This is a genomic window from Pseudarthrobacter sp. P1, assembly GCF_050156935.1.
Lineage (GTDB): Bacteria > Actinomycetota > Actinomycetes > Actinomycetales > Micrococcaceae > Specibacter.
On record NZ_CP189584.1, the window covers coordinates 548,709 to 567,164 of the forward strand.

The window sequence follows — 18,456 nt, forward strand, 5'->3', positions numbered from 1 at the left end:
GGGGCCGCGGGTTTGGCTGTCGCACCTTTCCGGGGCCTTTGGCGGCCCGCTGGGGGTCTCCTTTCTGATCGCCGGAGATCTGGTTCGTGATTTTTGCGGGCCTTGTACCTCCGTTCGTGGCTCCCCGCGGCTGGGATTTGGCCCAGGACCGGGGTGGGGGCCCTTTCCGGGTCTTATCCCAGGGCCCAGGCCCCGTTGTGGCGGGTGAGGCCCAGTTTCAGGAGTCGCCGGAGGTTCAGCGCGGCGGTGCGGACCTGCAGCCAGGCGTTGTTCTTTTCAACTCCCCGGTATCTCAGGGCCCGGTTGCCTCCGGCGACCAGCCAGCCGATGGACCGTTCCACCAGGGGCCGGTGGGCCCGGTAGTCGTGCCGGAACCCGGGCTCGAGGGCGGCGGCCCGGTGGGCGCGCTGGCGGGCGTGGTGGACGGTGATGACGACCTTGCGCCCGCCCTTGGCCGTGGTGCATTTCTCCCGCAGCGGGCAGGCCTTGCAGGCGGTGCCGAAGTTCACGTTGCCTCTGGCGCTGATGGTGCGCACCTCACCTTTGGGGCAGGTGAGCGTGTTCTTTGCTTCGTCGTGGGTGAAGTCGTCCAGGTCGTAGCCGCCGGGCACTGCCGGGCGCAGCGGCCTGGGCTTGACCAGCCCCTGGTGCCCGGCCCCGTCGAGGTGTTCGAGCATGGGCCCGGAGCCGTAGGCCGAATCGCCAAGCATTTGGTAGTCAACCTCCGTATCCTTCATGGTCGGATCGGCGGCGGCCAGCCCGATTCCGGCCTCCGCGTCGCTGGAACCGGGGCCGGCGGCCCGGGTCATCACGGCGCTGGTGTAGAGCCCGGTTTCCGGTTCGGCAATGATGTGTCCCTTGAACCCGTCCATCATCACCGAGCGGGACTTGTGCGCGTGCCTGGCCTCGGGATCCACGATGGAGACCATCCGGTCCCGGGCGACCTTCCGGGCGATCCGCCACCGCCCGTCGGTGCCGTCGGAACCCTCGGCCGGCTCCACGTCCTGGCCCGAAACCAACGCCAGCAGCACGTAGGCCTGCGCCTGCGGCGAGTCTTCTTCCAGGGTGTCGGGATCCACCGCGCCAAGCAGGGCCAGGGCGTCGGTGACCAGCCCCGAGACCAGGGCGTCCTTCGCTTCCTTGTCGTCCCAGGCGATGTCCGGCTTGCCCACGTGCGAGTAATCGTAGGAGGTGGCATGGACCGCCATGAGCGTGGCCCCGTGCTCCATGGCCCTGCCGAAACGGCGGATCACGGCAATCAGCTGGGTGATGGTGTCCTGCCGGGCCACCGCATCGGCGAACACGGTCGAATCCACCGCCCGGCGGTGCCGGCCGGTGAGGACACCGGTCGCGGTGATGACCTGGGCGACGGCTTCGGTGATGCGGTGCGGGTTGCTGCTGCCGCGCAGGCGGTTGCGCCAATGCACCAGCGCCGTGGGATGGAACGCGGTCTCGGTCAGCCCGTACCCGCAGGCGGCCTTCCACCGCAGGTCAAAGGTCAAGGCTTCGGCGGCGGCCCGGTCCGAGAGACCCTCCAGGGCCTGCAGGACCAGGACGGTGCCGATGACCGCGGCCGGGATCGAGGGCCTGCCCCGGGTGGAGGGAAACAGGTCCTCCATCATCGAGTCCGGGAAAAGCTCCGAGCGGTGCCCGGCCAGAAACGCGTAGGCACTCCCCGGGGCCAACAGCTCCCCGGCCAGCGCCTCCACATCCAAATACCCGCGCTGGGCCTCTTCAATTCCTTGCATGCATCCAGTCTTAAGGACCAGGACCCGAAGTCCAGCAGGCGCGCCTTAAACCACCCAAATTGTTCAGCACAGTCCTAGGGCGTGTCTCCCAATGCGGCGCTCCAGATGACGACGGCGTGCAGGACGGCCGCTGAGCGGTAGGTGAGGGCCAGTTTGTCGTAGCGGGTGGCCAGGGACCGCCATTGCTTGAGGGTGTTGAAGCTGCGCTCGACCACATTGCGCCGTTTGTAGGCGTCCCTGTCGTATCTGACGGGGCGTCCCCCGGCGGAGCCCTTGCGTTTCCGGTTGGCCTTCTGGTCGTCCTTTTCCGGGATAACGCACTCGATGCCCCGCCCGCGCAGGTACGCCCGGATTGCTTTGGAGGAATAGGCCTTGTCGGCCATGGCCCGGTCCGGGCGGGTGCGGGCCCGGCCGGGACCGGGCCTTTCTACCTTCAGGGCCTCCATGAGGTTCTCAAACATCGGCGAGTCCCCGCCCTGGCCCGGCCCCAGCAGCAGGACCAGGGGACGCATGTTGCCATCCACCAGGGCGTGGATCTTGGTGGTCAGCCCGCCGCGGGACCGGCCGATGGCATGGTCCTCAGGCTCGTCGAGCAGATTCCTGTAATTCGACAGGTCCCCCTGTGTGGCGGGGCAGGTTCGTGCCGTGCTGGTGGGCACGGTTGACCGTGGAGTCGATCGAGACCTCCCAGTTGATCAGCCCGGCCGTGTCCGCGCGGGTCAGCAACGCCGCCAGGACCTTGTCCCAGGTCCCGTTGGCGGCGTTGCGGCGGTGGTGCTTCCACACGGTCTTCCATGACCCGAAATAGGCAGGGAGATCACGCCATGGGATCCCTGCCCGGTAGCGGTAGATGATGCCCTCGGTCATCAGCCGGTGGTCGTTGAAGGGTCGGCCCGGTTTCCCCGACGAATCGGGCATCAACGGGGCAATGGACTCCCACTGGGCATCGGACAACACGGAATAGCGAGAAGGCACCCATCAATCATGCCAAACCGCAAAACCACTGATTAGGAGACACACCCTAGATCGTCCCGGCGGTCAACCAGATCGAGGTGCACCCCTACTTCTCCCAGCCCGACGTGCGGAAGGCCAACGCAGACTTGGGCATCCTCACGCAGGCCTGGTCACCGATCGGCGGCATCACCTCCTACCGCGGCGATGGTGCGAAGAGCACGTTCAACGACCCCGCCATCCTCGACATCGCGGAACGCCATGGCAAGAGCGCCGCCCAAGCGATGCTGCGCTGGCAGCTGCAGCTTGGACATTCCGTCATCCCGAAGCCGGTCTGTCCGGAGCGCATCGCCGAGAACTTCGACGTTTTCGATTTCGAGCTCACACCGGAGCAAAGGGGCGCCCTTGAGGTGCTCGACACGGGAATGCGTGGGGGTCCCGAACCCGATTCGATCACGATGGAGGCCTTCGGCAGGGAGATCCCGGAAGCATAACGCGGCTGAGTGGCAGAACCGCGCTGGTGCCCGGAGGCACTTCGGGCGCCAGTCCTGCTGCTGTCGAACGAAAACACAGCAACTGAGAGAGGCAGCACCATGGCACAGACCACCAACCGACCCGGCACCGTCCTGCTCGCCAGGGCTACCAGACGCGTGCCTTCGTACGCGATCCTTCGCGCGCCGGCCGGCTCGACGCAGTCGTCTTCACCCAAGGCTCCTCGTACGGCGACGCCGCGGCGGCGGAAGCGGTCGACTACGGGGCCGTGAAAAACGTGCTCAAGGCACTCGGCGGCGGCGCGTCGACCCCTCCAGCGTTGTGGGAGTACAACCCGGCGACGGGTGCCATCAGCAGTCTGGGCATTCTGGATCCTCAGGCCACCCTGGCCCGGGCGGTGGCCGCGACGGCGACAACCGTGTTTTTCGGTGCGGGCAGCATCCTCGGCGATGGCGGAGCGACCAGCAAAACATCGCTGTTCGCCTACGACCGTGCACAGGACACGTTCACCTCGATGCACCGGCCAAGACCGCGGGCGATCCCAGCCTACGGGAACTGGCCATCGTCGGTGACAATATCTACTACTCCACCGATCGTGGGCTCCAGGTCTATTCGACCACCGCCAAGACCATTGCCGACGTCGATCTGAAGGGGCTGGACCTCGGTGAGATCTGGGGTGTTGACGGCTACCAAGGCAAGCTTCAGGTGGCTTCCGCCTACGGGTTCATTGCCGAGATCAACCCAGCGGACGGGACATCAACCGTCACGGATCTGGGTACCGCCGGTGCCCCGGTGGACCCGCAACTGGTCATGGCCATCGCCGCCGGCGCCGGACGCGTATATGTCGGTGGAACGGGCACTGTCGTCCAGCGTTCGCTGCGGACCGGGCAGAAGGTCAATCTGCAGTTCCCGGGCGAAGCAAAGGATGCCCTGGCCCTCAACGGCGTGCTCCACACCGGCCAATACAATTCACAGGGAATCTGGGGCTACGACCCCCCGCGGCTCCAAGGGACCGCGGCCACTCGCCACCTTCCCGGCCGGCCAGAACCGCCCCTTCGACGTGGAATGGGACGAGCGGCATCGGTTGATCCTGGTGGGTGTGCAGGACGACGCCGATGGCGGCGGATCGCTGACGACGTACAGCCCCAAATCCGGCAAGGCGGTGTCTGCGATCAACCCCATCGACAATGTCCAGCTGGTGCGCGCCGTCGCCTGCGCTGACGGCGTCGCCTACCTGGGTGGCGACAACGCACAGGCCACGGGGCCGCGCGGAACGATTGCCGCCTGGGATCCGGCCGCCGGCAAGGAGCTGTGGCGGGTGGAATCCGGACAGGCCAAGGGTGTCGCGTCCCTGGCGGTGCTGGGGCGCCACCTGTTTGGGCTGAGCCTCAGCGGTGGCTTCTTCATTCTCGACCTCCGCAGCCGGACAGTCGTCCACACCGAGGACCTGCACAGCATCTGCCCCGGCTTCTCCGCCATGGTGGTCAACCGCGGTGCCGTCTACGCCGCCTCGGACACCACCGTGTTCCGTTTCCATCCCAAGACGTTCGAGGTGGCGACGGTGGTGGGTGGGATCAACGGTGGCTGGTACAGCGGGCCGCACATTGCCAACGACGACGACGGCATGCTGTACAGTATGCGGGAGCGCAGCCTGGTGCGGATCGACGACCACCCGCGCCGATGATCCGGCGCCGGTCGGGACGAACCTGTTCGCCCCGACCGGCAGGCCGCTCGGAGGCCAGAGCCCGGTTCAGGGCCACCGGTGTCGGGTCAGACGTGTTGATCCACGAAAATCGGGTTGCCATCCGGATCGAGCACAACAAAGCTGGCTGGGCCCGTTGTTGTCTCGTCTGCCTCCGAAAGGAAATGCGTGCCCTGGGCTTTCAGTTGCCGCTGGAGTTCTCGGACATCCGTGAATGAGTCGAGCGCCTGCGCGTCCTGATTCCAGCCTGGGTTGAAGGTCAATGCATTCTGCGCAAACATTCCTTGGAAGAGTCCGATGACGGTCTCGCCATTCTTCAGGATCAACCAGTTCTGGGTGATGTCGCCGCCGTGTTTGCTAAAACCAAGCTTCTCGTAGAAAGCAGCAGAAGCCTGGATGTCCTTGACAGCGAGGCTGAGTGAGAAAGCGCCGAGTTGCATGTGTAACTCCACTCTGGGTGATGATTTCTTTTGATGATAACTGGGGCCAGCCATGGGCGGTGCGCAACACGTAGAGGATCAGGGCTGCCCTGGCGAGGCGCATGCCACGGCCCGTCGCCGAAATTTGCACAAAGATTCGGAAATTTGAGGTTTTGCCGACCACAATGGAAGCTGTGAGCGGAGACACGCCTGAGGTTGTTGGACAAACCACGCTGCCCCTCTTTCCCGATGCGGCAGACGGCGCACTGGCGCGCGAGCTCGAGGAGCTGCGCCGTGACAATGCCAGGCTGCGGAAGCTGTTGGAACTCACCGAATCCGAATCAACAGCTCCGCATCAGGACCAGCCGGCCATTGCCGCCGTCGTGCACAGTGGCCCCGTGACCATGGCATCGCCGCCCGAGGCAAAAGTCCGCCTGTTCCAGGATTTGTTCCGGGCACGCAGTGATATTTACGCAGTCCGGTGGGAAAACGAACGTGATGGACGATCCGGCTGGGTGCCCGCGGTCGCTGGTGGCTGGCACAAAGGGGCGAAAGCGGACGGTGCCAACTTCCTCGCACTCACTCCGATGGTTATTGCCGATCACCTGCGCGGATTGCAGCACATTGGGCTCTACCCCTTGACCGAACAGGACACCTGCTGGTGGGTGGCGGCGGACTTTGACGGCGGCGCCGCAATGCTGGATGCCCTGGCGTACGTCAAAGCGGCACGGTTTCGCGGCATCCCGGCCGCGCTCGAAGTATCGCAATCCGGACGCGGGGCCCATGCCTGGATCTTCTTTGGCGCGGCCATCCCGGCGTCGATCGCACGGCAGCTGGGGACCGGCCTGATCCATGAGGCCATGGGATTGCGCGGCAGCATGAGCCTGGCCAGCTACGACAGGCTCTTCCCCTCCCAAGACATGCATTCCGGCAAGGGCATGGGCAACCTGATCGCTGCGCCGCTGAACGGCAAACGACGCCAGCATGGAACCACGCTGTTCCTCGACACCACGACCCTGGAACCCTACGAGGACCAATGGGCCTACCTGTCCAGCCTGGACCGGCTCACCGAACGGGAGGTCAGCACCTACGTTCGGAAGCTGCCTGCGGTCAAGCTGGGGCCCGAGGTGCGCCGGCTCGAACTGCCCCAATCGTCCAAGATCGTTCCTCGCCCCGCCCTGATTGTCCACGCGACGTTTGCCTCGCGCCTGACCATCAAGGAAGCGGAACTGGGGCCGGCGATGATTTCGGCAGTCAAACATGCCGCATCCATGCCGAACCCTGAATTCCACGAACGCCAGCGCCAGCGCCGGTCCACCTGGAACATTCCCCGATTTCTGCGCAACTACGACGAGACCCTCGACGGGGACCTGGTCTTCCCCCGGGGGTTGTTGCCACTGTTGCAGCAGCTGGTCGAATCGAGCGGCAGCACGCTGCGCATTGACGACCAGCGGGTGGCCGGTACCGCCCACGACTTCGAATTCACGGCACGTCTCCGCGGGGAACAGCAAAACGCCGCGGATGGCGCAACGGCCACGGAGCAAGGCATTGTGGTCGCTCCGCCCGGGACAGGCAAGACGGTCATTGCGTGTGCTGCGATCGCTAATCGTGGCGTATCCACGCTGATCCTGGTCGACCGCAAGGCCCTGGCCGACCAATGGCGGAGCCGCATCCGCGAGTACATGGATGAAAAGTGTGGCCAGATCGGCGGCGGCCGCGCAAAGACAACGGGACGCATCGACGTCGCGCTCCTGCCCACGCTGGCTCGGCGTGACAATGTCGCCGAACTGACCGCCGGATACGGTTTTGTCATCGTGGACGAGTGCCACCATGTCCCCGCCGCGGCGTTCAGCCATGTCATGAACCAGATCCCGGCGCGATACTGGCTGGGGCTGACAGCTACGCCGTACCGGCGCGACAAGCTGGACGCCCTGATCTACCACCAGCTCGGCACGGTCACGCACACGATTTCGCCCGCAGTGCCAGAGCAACTGCCACGCAACGGATACGGGATGGTGGAGCCGACGCTGGCCTTGGAGCTGCACCGGACGGCCTACGTTTACGACGGCGACGCGGACCCCAGCGAGCCGGGCGGGATCGCCGCCATCTACAAGGACCTGATCGCCAGCGAGGAACGGCTAACGCAAATCTACGACGACGTCATGGCAGCCTACGCACGCAACGGGCGGATTCTTTTGCTGACGACATGGAAAGCACATCTTGACTCGTTCCGGTTGAGGTTCGAGGCGGCGGGCCTGGAACCGGTGGTCTTCTCCGGCGCGATGAAAACAAAGGAACGGCAGGCCGCCGTCGACCGTCTTGCCACCATCGACGACGCACAACCATTGCTGGTGCTGGGCACCGGCTCCTACATTGGGGAAGGTTTTGATTGCCCCAAACTGGATACGCTGTTCCTTGCTGCGCCCATTTCCTTTAAGGGAAGGCTGGTCCAATATGCCGGCCGCATCATCCGGCCGTACCCGGGGAAAACGGCGGCGACCGTGCACGACTACTACGACGAATCGACTCCGGTGTTGGCCGCGTCATTGAACAAACGGGCGCCAGGGTATGTCTCGCTCGGATTCCCCGACCCACGAAAGCTGGCAACCGGGTGACTCCCTCCTCCCGCACCGCCGGGTTTCGGCTCCGCTTCGCTGCGCTCAACCACCTGGTGGATTCGTTGGTGGAACGAGACAGGAGAAGAACCTATTGTCCGGCTAGGGCGTCCTTGAGCGCTTGGCTGCGGTTTTCAACACAGGTGCGGACGGCGGCCGTCGTCGATGCAATGTCCGCTGTGGACAAGGTGCCGCTGGCTGGAATTGTCGCCGAGATCGTGTCCAGCAGCGTCAGGGCCGCTCCACTGGAAAACATTTGGGCATAGAGCTCCCAGTAGGCGGAGTCGTAGGTAGCGTCAATCGGAACAAACCCTTGATCCAGCCGGTCGGATTGGCCCACTACAAGGTTAAAGAACAAGCTTAGGGCTCACGGTGGACAGCTCAAGCGGTGGGGCTGCGCTGTGTCTTCTGCTGTTCGCGTTGGCGTTTCCGCCCTACCTCGTCGCCAGGCGGGCGAGTAACTGAACCTGCCTATCGCGGGCCGGCCATCTCCAACGCGAGGGTTTCACGGGAGAGCCTTCCACGGAGCAATATTCCGGAGTGCTTCCACCAGGCCTGCCTGCCAGCGGTTGTCCCGCTCAGCCTTCGCTGTGAGACTGTGGGCATGACGGAATCCTTTGATGTGTCTTGGCAGCTTGACGGCATCACCATGGAGGGCTCCGTGGCCCGGCCCGCCGGCGAGGGGCCTTTCCCTGCGGTGGTCCTTGTCGCCGGCAGCGGCCCGACCGACCGCAACTGGTGTTCGCCCTTGCTTCCCGGGGGCAACGGCAGCGGCCGTCTCTTCGCGAAAGCCTTGGCCGATGCCGGCATCGCGTCCCTGCGCTATGACAAGCGGGTCTCGGGCCCGCACGCGATGGAGAACGTCGCGAAGCTTATCGGGAAGCTGAGCATGCAGTCCCATCTGGATGAGCTGGTCGCGGCCGTCCAGGCGCTCACGCGGCTGGACTTCGTTGATTCCACCCGGATTGTCGGGCTCGGCAACAGCGAGGGAGCCCTCCACGTGCTCCACTACGCCACGAGCACCCAGGAGGTGCCCTTCGCCGGGATCGTGCTTGCGGCCCCTCCGGGCCGCCCGATCCAGGAGGTGCTGCTGTCCCAGCTGGCCCTTCAGGCCGCCCAGGTCCCCGGCGGGGCGCAGCTGCTGCCCAAGGTCCAGGAAGCGGCAGCCCGCTACACGGCCGGAGAACCGATGAATCCCGATCCTGCCTTGCCCGAGAGTGTGAAGATGGTCCTGGCCAGCTTCGAGGCCCCCGCTAATCTCCCCCTCGCCCGCGAGCTCTGGGTCGAGTCCACCCGGAACTCGCTGGGGCAGGTGCAGATCCCCACCCTGGTCTTGATCGGGGGCAGCGACGTGCAGATCGACGTACACGCCGACGGCGACCCTCTCCAAGAAGCCTCCGCCGGGATGGCGAACGTGACGTTCGCCTTCCCGCCGAACGCGAACCACGTCTTCAAGGAAGACGACCGCACCCCGGCCGAAGTCGCCGCCACGCCCGGGAACGGATACAACGACCCCGGCACACACCTGGACCCCGAAAGCCTGCAAACGATCCTCACCTGGCTTCAAGCGACAATGGGCCCCACTGCGGCTGGCAGCTGACGCCAGGCAATTGGTGCCTGCCAACGTGGTCGCCGAAAATCAGGTGAACTTTTTGGGGAAATTTGCAAAGAATTCCGAGGGCCTGCACCAGGAGAGCCAACTGTTGCTGTCGGAGCTTCTGGGCCAGCTGGGGTCATCCGCCCGGGTGCTCTGGGCCCCGGGGGGAGAGTCGCCGGTTGTCACGACGATTGAATTCGCCGAGGTTGCCGATGATCTGCCCGATGCCCCCGGCACCTTGATGTTCGTGATGTCCAGCAGCTCGCTGTCCCGGGATGAGGTTGAGCGGCTGGCGGAACAGGCCGTCCATCGCGGTTTCAGTGCGATAGTCATGAAATGCCGGGCCAGCCGGCACGCTGAGATTTCGGCGATTGCCAGCAACGCAGGAATCGCCGTGCTCGAGGTGGCCGACCACGTCTCGTGGCGATACTTTGATGCGTTCGTGAGCAGCATTTTGAGCGAAAAGAAAAGAATCCTGCCGCAGGGCTGTCGCATCAAGAAGCGTTGGAACCGTTTTTCTCCCTCAGCAACAGTCTTGCTGAAGTGTTCGGCGGCTCGGTTGCCATCGAAGATCTGGGGCGGCACATTCTGGCCTATTCCTCCGTTCCCGGCCAGCTCATCGACAATCTGCGCACCCGGGGCATCCTCAGCCGCCAGGTTCCCCTGACGGCATTCAACGATGAGCAGTACCGGGCGGTCCTGAAGTCCACGGGGCCACAGCGCTTCCCACAGTTTGGCGATGACCATGCCCGCACGGCCATTGCGGTCCGGGCGGGCACCGTACCGCTGGGAACGATTTGGGCCATCGACGCGCGGGTGGGTGCATCCGACGTCGAGGAGGCCGAGAAGCAGGGAGCGTTGGCGCACGCGGCGACGGTGGCTGCCTCGCACATGCTTGAGAATTGGCGGGTGCAAGAGGCCAACCAACCGCCCAGGGAGGATGTGCTGCGCCGGCTGCTGGCGGGCACGGATCTCACGCGGACGGATCTGGCGTAACTCGGCGTGGCCGACGGTGGATCGGTCATCCTGACCGGCTTTTCGCTGGTGGGGTCGTCCGCCTCACCGATCGCGCTCCGGCAAATGCGGACAACCATCGGCCAAAACTATTCGGCCTACCGCCGTGAGTCGTGCGTCGTCGTCGCCGACCGCCGGATCTACGTGCTGATCCACTCGGCGAATGTACCCGAGGCCAGGAGCATTGCAGCCCGGATCCTGCGCGTTGTGGACCGAGTCGTGGAGGGAAAAGCCGTTGGCGCGATTGCGCAGCCGTCGCACCACAGTGGCGCTCTGGTTTCCAGGCGGGAAGAGGTGGCCGACATCCTCCAATGCCACACGGTGGAAACCGCCGACGGGGTGCTGTTGCGCGACGACGTCCATGTCCAGTTGCTCGTCAACCGGGTTCAGCAGGTCTTCGCCAACGACCCGGCCCTGGCGATACACCGATTTTCGGACCTTGTGGAGAGCGAGAAGAACGGGAAAGGCAACCTGTGCCAAACGACGCTGGCCTGGTGCCAGCACCTTGGCAACTCGCTGCGCACGGCACAGCAGCTGGGCATCCACGACAACACGGTGCGCTACCGCCCGCAGAGTTTCAGCAAGGTCGTTGGCGTGGATCTCTCGGACACGGACACGGTTCTTGCCGTGTGGCTCCAGCTGCGGTCGATGGATGCCAACGCCTAGTTTTGGGCGGCCGAAGCCACGCCGGGGGCGGGTCGGCTTCGGCTACTGCCCGTGGAGCAGGCGCTGGACGGCGGCCAACAGTTCGTTGTCCGTGCCTTGCGACCGCAGGCCGGCAAAGCCGGAGCGCACGACGGCGGCTCCTTCGAGCAGGGCCACAATCGAGTTGGCTGCGGCCACCCGCGCGCCGGGTGCCAACTGTGGCTGTGCGCGCTTGACGATGAGTTCGACATACCCCGCATAGTGGGCGTAGAACCCGCGAAGCACGGCGGCTATCTCCTCGTCGGAGGCGGCCATTGCCCAGATTTCAACGTACAGCCGGACCGTGGCGGGGTCCGCGTGCTGGTCCAGCAAGGCGCCCACGATCCGGCCAGTTTCCACCGGGGAGATCGGTGCATCGCCGCCGCTGTCAAGGTCAACCCCGGAAACCTCCCGCAGCTGGGCCAGGGACCGTTGCAAGACGCGTTCCAGCACGGCCTGCATGAGATCCGAGCGGGTGGGAAAGTAGTGCTGCAGGTGGCCAACACGGACGTTGGCGGCCGCGGCGAAATTGCGCATCGTTGCGTTGGCGTTGCCCGAGGTGACGAGCACGAATTCGGCGGCTTCGAGAAGGGCAGCCTTCCGCAGCGCGCCCTTGCCCGGGGTCACGCGGCCTCGATCGACACGTTGTGGGACCGCAGAACAGCCAGGGCATCGGCAAGATCTGGCCGGGATTCGGGGAAGGCCACTCCCGGTGAGGCCACACCTCCGAGCACGTGTCGGAGGCCAAGGTATCCGCCGAGCGCCGTCAGATGGGCCTGGCCGGAGGGGTCGGTGATGACAGCCGTGCGGGTGCCCCCGTGGCCTTGCGCGTCGATGCGGATGATGGCACTGCCACCCCGTCCGGGGGAGTAGAGAAGCGAACGCCGGATACCGGTCCACCGGTTGCCGCGGCCCCAGCGAAAGAACCCCATCCCCTTGGCGGCGAGCAGGGCTGTGGTTGAGGCGTGCGAGCTGAACCCAATCCGGGTGGTGGCGGATGCCACCCCCAAGGTCAGGGGGAGCGTGAGCTGCTCCGGGGTGTCCAGCCGGGCCACCTTGGTGCGGTGCCCACCGATGTCAACCCACCGGGTGTCGGAGAGCGGGCTGACCGTCACCGGCGACCCGCCGCGGCGCACCTCGTAGTCGTGCCCCAGCCGGTCGATGAAGTCCACCGAGTCGGCCCCGGCGCTGTCGTTGACGTCATACCTGATCGCGACCTCTATGCTCTGCGCACCACCGAGCTCGCAGGCCAGGGAGGCCGCCACCAGGTTCACGATGCCTCCCATCCAGCCGGAGGACAGGAGGACGGGGGCCGTGGGCTGGAGCAGGGTGGCCACCGTGGCCGCCCGCAGCATCCGGCTCGTCCAGCGGGTGAGATCCACGTACGGGATGCCGGCGCGGACGGCTGCGCCCAGGACGCGATCGTTGGGATCGTTGACCGCGTTGATGACGGCCCGCACCTGGGCGGTGAAGGGTTCTGGATCGGCCAGGTCCCAGCGCCGGATGGAGGCTCCGAGCTCCGCTGCTATAGCTTCCCCGTTCGAGGGGTTGCGGCCGGTGAGCAGGAGTGGCCATGAGGGGGCGCTGAGCCGGGCGAGGGCGCTTCCCACCGTGCCATAGCCGCCGACAATGAGGACCGGGCCGGTGGGCAGATGTTCCAGGGTGTCAGTCATGCCCCAAATTTAGGTCAAATGACCTATTAAGTCGATTTGGCGCCTTTTCCGGACCGGGGCCGGACCGGCGCCGCGGGCACGGGCGCGGCTTAGCCAGTCTTGAGGCTGCCGGGCAGAAAGGGTAGCCAGGGGGCGGAGTAGACAAGTGGGCTGGTTGATCCCTGCTCGACAACGAACTCGACGGGGCCATACTTCCACAGCCGATTGAAGAGGAAAATCGTGACCGTCGCCGGCCCTCCGCCTGGCACCTTCCACAACCGGGAGCCCCACTGAGCGGGGTGGCCCACCCCATCGACGACGACGGTCGGCTTGGGAAACCACCCCAGCCATGGCTTGTGCAAGGTCAGTTCGAACTGGAGCGGAGCGGCGGGAGCGTGGTTCACCCCGCCAGACTACAGTTCCGCTGGCGATCCGGGACCGGGACACCGCTTACGCGTGTGCGGTCATCCGCGGTCTCTGGCGGGCCAGCACATCGGCGACGTACCGAAGCTGGCGGACCCAGTGGTGTTCCTGCCCGCCCTCGTGGTTGTTAAAGCGGTAGACCTCGATTTCCTTGGCCGGGACAGCCTGGGGAACGGCGGCACCCGCCCCGTAGGCGTTGTACGCGGCAAAGACCGTCGAGGGCGGGCACACGTCGTCCATTTGGGCCACCGAGAACAGTGCGGGCGTGGTGGCGCGCCGGCCCAAATGGACACCATCGAAGTAGTTCAGCACGGCCAAGATGGGCTCGTAGCGGTCCCGGTGGCGGTTGAGGAAGCCGGCAATTTCCGGGTAGGGGCCCCGTGGGGCGATGTCGATGGCGCGCGGAAAGTCCTGCAGGAACGGCACATCCGCCATGGTGGCCAGAACGCCGTCCAGCCGCCCCGCTGCCAACCCGGCGGCCGCGATGGCCAGACCGCCACCCTGGCTCAGGCCCACCAGCAGCACCTTGGCGGCGTCCACCTCCGGGTGGCTCTGCGCGGCCTCGATGGCACGGAAGGCATCAACATACACGCGCCGGTAGTAGTAGTTCTCCCGGGAGGAAATGCCGCGAGTCATCAGCCCGGCATAGGACACCTCCCCGGCCGATGGGTGCGGATCCGCGGTCTCCCCGAGGATGCCGCCGTAGCCCTGGCCCCGGGTGTCCATGATGAAATGCGCGTACCCGGCCTGCGCCCATTTGGTGTCTTGCTGGACCAGTCCGCGGCCGCCCGAATAGCCGATGTACTGTACGACGACGGGCAGGCGGCCTCCGGCGGCACGGGTTGCGGGCAGATGCAGCCACCCTTTGATCGGAGCCCCGTCGAAGCCGGAGAACGAGACGTCAAAGCTGTCAATGACGGCCAAGTGGTTCTCCACGGGCGCGTAGACGGCGTTGAGCGGGAACCCTTGGGCAGCGGCAATCGTCTGGTCCCAGAACGTGTCAAAATCTTCGGGTTCCACGGCGGACGAGGTGTAGGTGCGCAGTTGGTCCATTGGCATGTCAAAGAGGGGCAAAGCGGTCTCCCGGAATTGAGGCATAGATTCTGCATGTGATCCTACGTCTCATATGCAAGTTGTGGGCGCATATTTCCCGTTGGGGGTGGAAGTTTTCGCGCCAACAGCGGACGCGGGCCTGGGGGCCGAATTGGACGAGACCCGGGGGACGGCGCCATGGGCGCCTGACGCGAAATCCTAAGGGTTTTGGTCCGCCGCAGGCCGATCCGGCATGACAAAACATGATTGTTACTCGAATTTTCACGCAGCATATTGCACAATCTCGATTTGGTGTTTATGTTTGTGAAACGGTTAACGCAAAGTGGCCCGCATCACATCCCGCCCAAGCCCCACCCGGCCCACCGGAACGAGGAGTTATTAATGAGCCAGACAACAAGCCAGGCGCCGGCAGCGGCTGCGCCGCCTGTTGCCCCGGCCGCGGCCCCCAAGCGGGCCAGGCGCCCAGGAGGGACGGCCACCACCCCCAGGCCGGCCAACGCCTCATTCAAGGCCCGGTTCAAGCGGGACAGGCAGATGCTGCTGATGATGGTGCCGGGCGTGCTGTTCCTGCTGCTTTTCTTTTACATCCCGATCCTGGGCAACGTCATCGCGTTCCAGGACTACCAGCCGTTCCTGGGCGTCACCGGCAGCGACTGGGTGGGGATGGCGAACTTCGTTGATCTGTACTTCAACCCGGACTTCTGGGTCGCCCTGCGCAACACGCTGGTGCTGGCCGTCTGGCAGCTGGTGCTCTTCTTCCCGGTGCCGCTGGGTCTGGCCCTGATTGTGGACTCTTTGATCAGCACCAAGATCCGCCGCTGGCTCCAGTCCCTGGTCTACCTGCCGCACTTCCTGTCCTGGGTTCTGGTCATTGCCTTGTTCCAGCAGGTGCTCGGCGGCGCCGGCCTGGTGAACAACTCCCTGCGCGACCTGGGCCTGGACACGATTCCGTTCATGACCAACCCGGATACGTTCCCGCTGCTGGCCACCATCCAGCTCGTCTGGAAGGACGCCGGCTGGGCCATGATCATCTTTCTGGCCTCTCTGGCCGCGATCGATGGCTCCCTCTACGAGGCGGCCGCCGCCGATGGTGCCGGCCGCTGGCGCCGGATGTGGCACATCACCCTCCCGGGTCTGCGCTCCATCATCGTGCTGCTGCTGATCCTGCGCATCGGTGACATCCTCAGCGTCGGTTTTGAACAATTCCTCTTGCAGCACGACGCCGTTGGCGCCGGGGCGGCGGAGGTCCTGGACACCTTCACCTACTTTGCCGGTGTGGTGGGCGGTGGCTGGAGCATTGGTGCCGCAGCCGGTCTGGCCAAGGGCGTGGTGGGCGCACTGCTCATCTTCGCCGCGAACAAGGTGGCCCACCGACTGGGCGAACCCGGAATTTTTCAGAAGAAGGTCGGCTGATCCGCCCGTCGGAGACCAGCCATCCAAGGAGACAATCATGGCAACAACCACCCTCACCAAAGCGGCACGCAACCGCCAGCGCCACGGTCTGACCTTCAACCCGGTCCGCCCGGCCTGGAAGGAGCCGGCCTCCCCCCTCTACTCGTCGATCAAGGCTGTCATCCTGGGCCTGATCTCCCTGTCCATCATCATCCCCATCCTGTTGGTGGTCTCCACCTCGCTGGCGGATGACAAGCAGCTCGTGGCCGCCGGCGGCTACGTCCTGTGGCCCACCAACCCGACGTTTGATTCCTACAAGGCCATCTTCAGTGGCCAGTTCATGATCCGTGCCTTGGGCGTGAGCGCCTTCATCACCGCCGTCGGTACCTTCCTGGCCCTGTTCGTCACCGTCACCATGGCCTACGCCACCAGCCGTCCGGTGCTCCTTGGCCGGCCCGTACTGATGATGGTGCTGTTCACCCTGCTCTTCGCCCCGGGCCTGATCCCGATGTTCCTGATGGTCAAGCAGCTTGGCCTGCTGAACACGATCTGGTCGCTGATCCTGCCCGGCACCTTCGGCGCGTTCAACTTCGTGGTGATGCGCTCCTTCTTCATGAACATCCCCACCGAGCTGATCGAGGCCGCCAGGATCGACGGCGCCAGCGACTTCATGATCCTGCGCAAGATCGTCCTGCCGCTCTCCAAGGCCGTGATCGCCGTCGTCGGGCTGTTCTACGCCGTCGGGTTCTGGAACGCGTTCTTCAACGCGATGCTCTACATCAACGACCAAACGCTTTACCCGGTCCAGCTGATCCTGCGCAACTTCGTTGTCCAGGGCGGTTCCATGGCGGAACAGATCGGTGTGACGTCCACGCCGCCGCCGCAGTCGATGCAGATGGCCGTAGTGGTCATCGCCCTGCTGCCCATTCTGATCGTCTACCCGTTCATCCAGAAGCACTTCAACAAGGGCGTCATCACTGGCGCCATCAAGGGATAACCCACTACCAAGAAATGGACACGCGATGACTCGCACCTCCCAAGCCGCCGGCTTCTCCCGGCGCAACTTCCTCGGCCTTGCAGGACTGTCCGTTGGCGCCGTTGCCCTCGGCAGTACGTTGACCGGCTGTGGCAGTGGAGCAAAGACTTCCGGCGGCGCCGCAGCCTCCTCGGAGCTCAAGCTGCCCACGTTCAAGGAATTCACCGGCATCACTGCAGACTTCCCGGGGAGCTCCCAGGGCCTGGAAGCCGGCTACCTCAAGATGCCCAAGCCGGTAGCCTCGGTCACGGGCAAGCCGCTGACCGGTCCGGTCACGGTCCTGTCCGAGACCTTTGAGACCATGGCCCCGGCCATGGCCGACAACCCCTACTGGCAGGAACTGAACAACCTGTTGGGCGGCACGTACGATATGCAGATCGTGGAGGACATTGGCGACGGCTACCCGGCCAAGTTCGCCACCATCCTCGCCTCGGACACCCTGCCGGACCTGATGTGGATCCCGCCGAACCAGGGCATCCCCAACGTTGGTCCCATGCTTGAGGCCAAGTTCCAGGACCTGACCCCGTACCTCTCCGGCGACGCCGTCCTGGAGTACCCGAACCTGGCCGCACTGAAGCCTGACTCCTGGCGCACCGCCGTCGTCAATGGCAAGATCTGGGGCGCTCCGATCCCCAGCACCCCCATGGGCCAGGTCATGCTCGGCAACAAGAACACCTGGGCCTCTGTGGGCGGTCTGAACGCCAAGGACGCCGACGAGTTCTTCGAGAAGGCTAAGGAACTGACCCGGCCGAACGAGAAGAAGTACGCGCTGGAGCCGGCCTACATCAACGTGCTCCACATGATCACCGAATGGCTCGGTGCCCCGAACGGCTGGGCCGTCAATGCGGACCGCACGCTGACGCACCTCTACGAGACCGAGCAGTACGTGGCCGGCATCGAGTACGCCGCCAAGCTCTTCGCCGCCGGCGTCTTCTACCCCGATGTTGCAGTCACCGACGTCAAGTCCAAGGTGGTCAACGGCACCATCGCTGCAGCCGTGGCCTCCCGCCCGCGTGACATCGCGGGCTACCGCCGCCTGGATCCGACGCAGGAGACGGAGATCCTGGTTCCCTTCAGCTTCGATGGCAAGGTCAAGCCGACCTACGACATGGGCTACGGCACCGTCGGCTACACCGCCTTCAAGAAGACGGACGAGAAGCGCATCAAGGAGCAGTTGGCCCTGATCAACTGGCTCTCCGCACCGTTCGGCACCGCCGAATACCTGCAGAAGAACTTCGGCACCGAGGGCAAGGACTTCAGCTTCGACGATAAGGGCAACCCAATCCTGACCGAAGACGGCAAGAAGAACCTGCCCGGCGTCGTCTCTGCGCTGAACATCATGTCTTCCCCGGAAGCCGTCATCTTCAACCCCGGCTTCCCGCAGGATACGAAGTACATCCACGAGACCGAGCAGAAGCTGCTCGAATTCGCCTGGCGCAACCCGACCAACGGCAGCTACTCGGACACCAACGCCAAGGTGGGCCCGAAGATCCAGAAGCCGGTCCGCGACAAGACCATCGACATCATCACGGGACGCGCGAAGATCTCCGAGTTCCCCGATGTGCTCAAGCGCTGGCAGTCCGAGGGCGGCAACAAGATGCGCGAGGAATACCAGGCGGCCCTGTCCAAGGACGCCAAGGTCTTCTCGAACAGGTAGCAAGCGCCCCTGTCCGGTGCG

Annotated in this window: 18 protein-coding genes; 10 read left to right on the forward strand and 8 right to left on the reverse strand. The window is 65.0% G+C overall.

The features are described 5' to 3' along the window. Positions 1-173: 173 nt before the first annotated feature. Together ACQCSX_RS02475 and ACQCSX_RS02480 are read right to left on the reverse strand one after the other, a co-directional pair. The gene (locus tag ACQCSX_RS02475; RefSeq protein ID WP_427015623.1) at positions 174-1,748 is read right to left on the reverse strand and encodes an IS1182 family transposase; all 1,575 of its coding nucleotides are present in this window, start codon (positions 1,746-1,748) and stop codon (positions 174-176) included. 74 nt (positions 1,749-1,822) lie between these two features. Then, a protein-coding gene (locus ACQCSX_RS02480; protein ID WP_427018933.1) for an IS5 family transposase occupies positions 1,823-2,666 on the reverse strand; the annotation gives its coding sequence in 2 pieces (ribosomal slippage) (positions 1,823-2,359 and positions 2,361-2,666; 843 coding nt in all). 107 nt (positions 2,667-2,773) lie between these two features. Between ACQCSX_RS02480 and ACQCSX_RS02485 the strand changes: the two genes are divergently transcribed. Further along, a complete protein-coding gene (locus ACQCSX_RS02485) occupies positions 2,774-3,193 on the forward strand; it encodes an aldo/keto reductase (protein ID WP_427018950.1) in 420 nt (139 codons plus the stop codon). A 266-nt stretch (positions 3,194-3,459) separates the two neighbouring features. Continuing rightward, positions 3,460-3,840, forward strand: coding sequence for a hypothetical protein (locus ACQCSX_RS02490; RefSeq protein ID WP_427017505.1), 381 nt, complete (start codon positions 3,460-3,462; stop codon positions 3,838-3,840). Between the two features lie 107 nt (positions 3,841-3,947). Here the strand turns inward: ACQCSX_RS02490 and ACQCSX_RS02495 are convergent, their stop codons facing one another. Next, the gene (locus tag ACQCSX_RS02495) at positions 3,948-4,145 is read right to left on the reverse strand and encodes a hypothetical protein (protein WP_427017506.1); all 198 of its coding nucleotides are present in this window, start codon (positions 4,143-4,145) and stop codon (positions 3,948-3,950) included. Positions 4,146-4,251: 106 nt separating this feature from the next. On the opposite strand from ACQCSX_RS02495, the gene ACQCSX_RS02500 reads away from it, so the two are divergent. Further along, entirely contained in the window at positions 4,252-4,875 is a 624-nt protein-coding gene (locus tag ACQCSX_RS02500; protein WP_427017507.1) for a PQQ-binding-like beta-propeller repeat protein, read from the forward strand. Between the two features lie 86 nt (positions 4,876-4,961). Here the strand turns inward: ACQCSX_RS02500 and ACQCSX_RS02505 are convergent, their stop codons facing one another. Continuing rightward, a complete protein-coding gene (locus tag ACQCSX_RS02505) occupies positions 4,962-5,333 on the reverse strand; it encodes a VOC family protein (protein ID WP_427017508.1) in 372 nt (123 codons plus the stop codon). A gap of 173 nt (positions 5,334-5,506) precedes the next feature. Here ACQCSX_RS02505 and ACQCSX_RS02510 point away from each other — a divergent pair, with 173 nt between their 5' ends. After that, a complete protein-coding gene (locus ACQCSX_RS02510) occupies positions 5,507-7,927 on the forward strand; it encodes a TOTE conflict system archaeo-eukaryotic primase domain-containing protein (protein ID WP_427017509.1) in 2,421 nt (806 codons plus the stop codon). A gap of 91 nt (positions 7,928-8,018) precedes the next feature. Here the strand turns inward: ACQCSX_RS02510 and ACQCSX_RS02515 are convergent, their stop codons facing one another. Further along, positions 8,019-8,267: a hypothetical protein gene (locus tag ACQCSX_RS02515; RefSeq protein ID WP_427017510.1), complete on the reverse strand. Its 249-nt coding sequence runs from the start codon at positions 8,265-8,267 to the stop codon at positions 8,019-8,021. A 264-nt stretch (positions 8,268-8,531) separates the two neighbouring features. Between ACQCSX_RS02515 and ACQCSX_RS02520 the strand changes: the two genes are divergently transcribed. From ACQCSX_RS02520 to ACQCSX_RS02530, 3 genes are all read left to right on the forward strand, one after another. Continuing rightward, on the forward strand, positions 8,532-9,527 hold the full coding sequence (locus ACQCSX_RS02520) for an alpha/beta hydrolase (RefSeq protein ID WP_427017511.1): 996 nt from the start codon (positions 8,532-8,534) through the stop codon (positions 9,525-9,527). A gap of 501 nt (positions 9,528-10,028) precedes the next feature. Next, positions 10,029-10,520 (forward strand): hypothetical protein, encoded by a 492-nt coding sequence (locus tag ACQCSX_RS02525; RefSeq protein WP_427017512.1) that lies wholly within the window; start codon positions 10,029-10,031, stop codon positions 10,518-10,520. Positions 10,521-10,604: 84 nt separating this feature from the next. Continuing rightward, on the forward strand, positions 10,605-11,204 hold the full coding sequence (locus tag ACQCSX_RS02530) for a helix-turn-helix domain-containing protein (protein ID WP_427017513.1): 600 nt from the start codon (positions 10,605-10,607) through the stop codon (positions 11,202-11,204). A gap of 42 nt (positions 11,205-11,246) precedes the next feature. Here ACQCSX_RS02530 and ACQCSX_RS02535 read toward each other — a convergent pair whose 3' ends face one another. The 3 genes from ACQCSX_RS02535 to ACQCSX_RS02545 all read right to left on the reverse strand — a co-directional run bounded on the left by ACQCSX_RS02535 (position 11,247) and on the right by ACQCSX_RS02545 (position 14,371). Then, entirely contained in the window at positions 11,247-11,849 is a 603-nt protein-coding gene (locus ACQCSX_RS02535) for a TetR/AcrR family transcriptional regulator (protein ID WP_427017514.1), read from the reverse strand. Beyond that, positions 11,846-12,895: a saccharopine dehydrogenase family protein gene (locus tag ACQCSX_RS02540; protein ID WP_427017515.1), complete on the reverse strand. Its 1,050-nt coding sequence runs from the start codon at positions 12,893-12,895 to the stop codon at positions 11,846-11,848. Before ACQCSX_RS02540 ends, ACQCSX_RS02535 begins: the two co-directional genes overlap by 4 nt. A 429-nt stretch (positions 12,896-13,324) precedes the next feature. Further along, positions 13,325-14,371 carry an acetylxylan esterase gene (locus ACQCSX_RS02545; RefSeq protein ID WP_427017516.1) on the reverse strand — a complete coding sequence of 349 codons (1,047 nt, stop codon included), beginning with the start codon at positions 14,369-14,371 and terminating at the stop codon, positions 13,325-13,327. A 513-nt stretch (positions 14,372-14,884) separates the two neighbouring features. On the opposite strand from ACQCSX_RS02545, the gene ACQCSX_RS02550 reads away from it, so the two are divergent. From ACQCSX_RS02550 to ACQCSX_RS02560, 3 genes are read left to right on the forward strand one after another with little or no spacing between them, the layout of a single operon-like run. Beyond that, complete coding sequence (locus ACQCSX_RS02550; protein WP_427018951.1) at positions 14,885-15,763, forward strand: ABC transporter permease; 879 nt, start codon at positions 14,885-14,887, stop codon at positions 15,761-15,763. 37 nt (positions 15,764-15,800) lie between these two features. Continuing rightward, entirely contained in the window at positions 15,801-16,739 is a 939-nt protein-coding gene (locus ACQCSX_RS02555; protein WP_427017517.1) for a carbohydrate ABC transporter permease, read from the forward strand. A gap of 25 nt (positions 16,740-16,764) precedes the next feature. Further along, positions 16,765-18,435: a sugar ABC transporter substrate-binding protein gene (locus ACQCSX_RS02560; RefSeq protein ID WP_427017518.1), complete on the forward strand. Its 1,671-nt coding sequence runs from the start codon at positions 16,765-16,767 to the stop codon at positions 18,433-18,435. Positions 18,436-18,456: the final 21 nt, after the last annotated feature.

Excerpts from the sequence above, each read along its gene's own strand:
- ACQCSX_RS02475 (WP_427015623.1), bottom strand. The coding sequence starts at position 1,748 with ATGCAAGGAATTGAAGAGGCCCAGCGCGGGTATTTGGATGTGGAGGCG.
- ACQCSX_RS02505 (WP_427017508.1), bottom strand. The coding sequence starts at position 5,333 with ATGCAACTCGGCGCTTTCTCACTCAGCCTCGCTGTCAAGGACATCCAG.
- ACQCSX_RS02520 (WP_427017511.1), top strand. The coding sequence starts at position 8,532 with ATGACGGAATCCTTTGATGTGTCTTGGCAGCTTGACGGCATCACCATG.
- ACQCSX_RS02530 (WP_427017513.1), top strand. The coding sequence starts at position 10,605 with ATGCGGACAACCATCGGCCAAAACTATTCGGCCTACCGCCGTGAGTCG.
- ACQCSX_RS02540 (WP_427017515.1), bottom strand. The coding sequence starts at position 12,895 with ATGACTGACACCCTGGAACATCTGCCCACCGGCCCGGTCCTCATTGTC.
- ACQCSX_RS02550 (WP_427018951.1), top strand. The coding sequence starts at position 14,885 with ATGCTGCTGATGATGGTGCCGGGCGTGCTGTTCCTGCTGCTTTTCTTT.
- ACQCSX_RS02555 (WP_427017517.1), top strand. The coding sequence starts at position 15,801 with ATGGCAACAACCACCCTCACCAAAGCGGCACGCAACCGCCAGCGCCAC.
- ACQCSX_RS02560 (WP_427017518.1), top strand. The coding sequence starts at position 16,765 with ATGACTCGCACCTCCCAAGCCGCCGGCTTCTCCCGGCGCAACTTCCTC.